The organism is Halolamina salina, from assembly GCF_042678005.1.
In the GTDB taxonomy this organism is placed as follows: domain Archaea; phylum Halobacteriota; class Halobacteria; order Halobacteriales; family Haloferacaceae; genus Halolamina; species Halolamina salina.
In genome coordinates this window covers 44645-46864 of sequence record NZ_JBHUDH010000035.1, presented here as the reverse complement: position 1 = coordinate 46864, position 2220 = coordinate 44645, and the positions used below count along the sequence as shown (strand labels likewise).

The window sequence follows — 2220 nt, the reverse complement described above, 5'->3', positions numbered from 1 at the left end:
TGCCGCGGTCGAGTCGCTCACCGTGGGCGTCCCCGAGGAACTGTTCGGGGGCGATCCGGCGGTCGACCGGGCGGTTCGGGACGCGATCGACGACCTCGCGTCTGCCGGCGCGACCGTGCGGGAGGTGTCGATACCCCACTTCGAGTACGCCATCCCGGCCTGGTGGGCCATCGCGATGATCGAGATCGCCGCCTACGTCGAGCGAAACGGGGTCAACTTCTGGCAGCGATCGGTCGGCGACCCGGGGTTCGCGGCAGCCGTCGACGAGGCGCTCGCCGCGCGCTCCGACGAGCTCGGCGACTACCCCGCGGAGGTGCTCCTCTACGGGCAGCACCTCCTCGCGACGGACGGCCCGGAGTACTACGCCCGAGCCCAGCGCGCCCGGGAGTTGGTGACCGCCGGCGTCGACGACGCGCTCGCGGCGGTGGACGTGCTCGCGGGGCCGACGACGCCGATGGTCGCGCCGGCGTGGGACGGCGACAGCTACCTCGAAGACAGCACGCTCGACGAGGCAGTCCGGACGACGGGACCGTTCAACCTCACCGGCCACCCCGCCGTCTCGGTGCCCTGCGGGACGATCGACGGCCTCCCGGTCGGACTGCAGTTCGTCGGGCCGCGGGGTGGCGACGCGACCGCCCTCCGCGCGGCGGCGATTTGGGAGCTGATCGACGGGTAGGCGGCGCCTTCCGTGTCAGCGAGCCCGATTCGCGGCTCCGGACTGTCGGCACTCCCGCCACGCTTATTGCACTACTTCCCTCCCTTTGCCTGTGATTGACACAGTCGACCGAACGACGGAGGAGAGACTCGTCGACGAGATCGATCGGGACGCGCTGGCGGCACACATCGACGCGTTGGCCGACCTCCGACGGTATCCGGGGACGGACGACCAGTGGGAGGCGGCCGAGTACATCGTCGACGAACTGGGCGCCGACGGCGTCGACGCCGAACTGCGGACGGTACAGGCGTACACGAGCGTGCCGGTGTCCGCGACGGTGACCGTCACCAGCCCGGTGCAGGCGGAGTTCGACGACGCGATCACCACCGCGTTCAGCGCGAGTACGCCCCCGGGCGGCGTCAGCGGCGAACTCGTGCTGGTGGATTCAGTCGGGCACGGGACGAGCGACCTGCCCGACGTGTCCGGGAAGGTCGTGTTCACGCGGGGACTGCCCACCCCGGGAGCCGTGCGGGCCATCGACGAGGCCGGCGCGCGGGCGGCGGTGTTCCAGTCGCCGACCGAGGGCGAACTCCACGAGATGATCGTCTCCCCCGTCTGGGGCTCACCGTCGGTGGACGACGTGGACGAGCTTCCGGACCTCCCGGTGGCGGAGATCCACCACGCCGACGGCGAGTGGCTGGCGGAGCGACTGGCCGGCGACGACGTGTCGATCGCCGTCGAGACCCAGGCCCGGACCGAGCAGCGCGAACTCCCCTGTCCGGTCGCGCGCATCGAGGGGACCGAGAGCGACCGCTACACCGTCGTCGGCAACCACATCGACTCCTGGCACGAGGGCGTCACCGACAACGCTTCGGCCGTCGCGACCTCGATGGAGCTGGCCCGCGTGTTCGCGGAGAACCCGCCGAAACGGGGCGTCGTCGTCGGGTTCTGGCCCGGCCACTCGATGGGCCGGTACGCCGGCAGTGCCCGGTACGCCGACCGGAACTGGCTCGACCTCCGCGAGAACGGGGTGGCCTACATCCACATCGACCTGAACGGCCTCGACGGCGCTGACCACCTCTGGGCCCAGCACATGGCCGAGGTCGGCGACGAGCACCTCGACGTGCTCGAAGGCGGTCCCCTCCCGCTGGACGCGGCGAGGGACGACGACGGGCTGATCGGCGGCGGGCGTCGGCCGGGGCGCAACTCCGACCAGTCGTTCTGGGGCGCCGGACTCTCCTCGCTGCTCTCCGGCGCGCGGTTCAGCGCGGACCACGAGGACGCCGGCCCCGTCGGCGGCGGCTGGTGGTGGCACACCCCGGAAGACGGCCGCGACAAGATCGACGTGGACCTGATGGTCGAGGAGGCTCGGCTGTACACCGCCATCGTCTCCCGGCTCTCGAACTCCCCCGTGCTCCCGCACGACCACCGGGAGACGGCCGCAGAGATTCGCGCGCTCACCGAGCAGATCGACGCCGACGCCGAGGGGGAGATCGACTTCTCGCCGGTGTACGATCGCCTCGACCGTCTCGACGCCGCGCTCGACGCGTTCGTCGAAGTTGTCA

Annotated in this window: 2 protein-coding genes (1 of these 2 running past the window's edge); both read left to right on the top strand. The window is 71.4% G+C overall.

The window, feature by feature from the left end; genetic code table 11:
• On the top strand, nt 1-676 hold the final stretch of the coding sequence (locus ACFR9S_RS04550; RefSeq protein ID WP_379818151.1) for an amidase. 791 nt of this gene lie to the left of the window's left edge; only the last 676 of its 1467 coding nucleotides appear in the window; its start codon lies beyond the left edge, outside the window; the stop codon is at nt 674-676.
• A gap of 91 nt (nt 677-767) precedes the next feature.
• On the top strand, nt 768-2220 hold a 1453-nt coding region (locus tag ACFR9S_RS04545), incomplete at its 3' end, for a M28 family peptidase (RefSeq protein WP_379818150.1).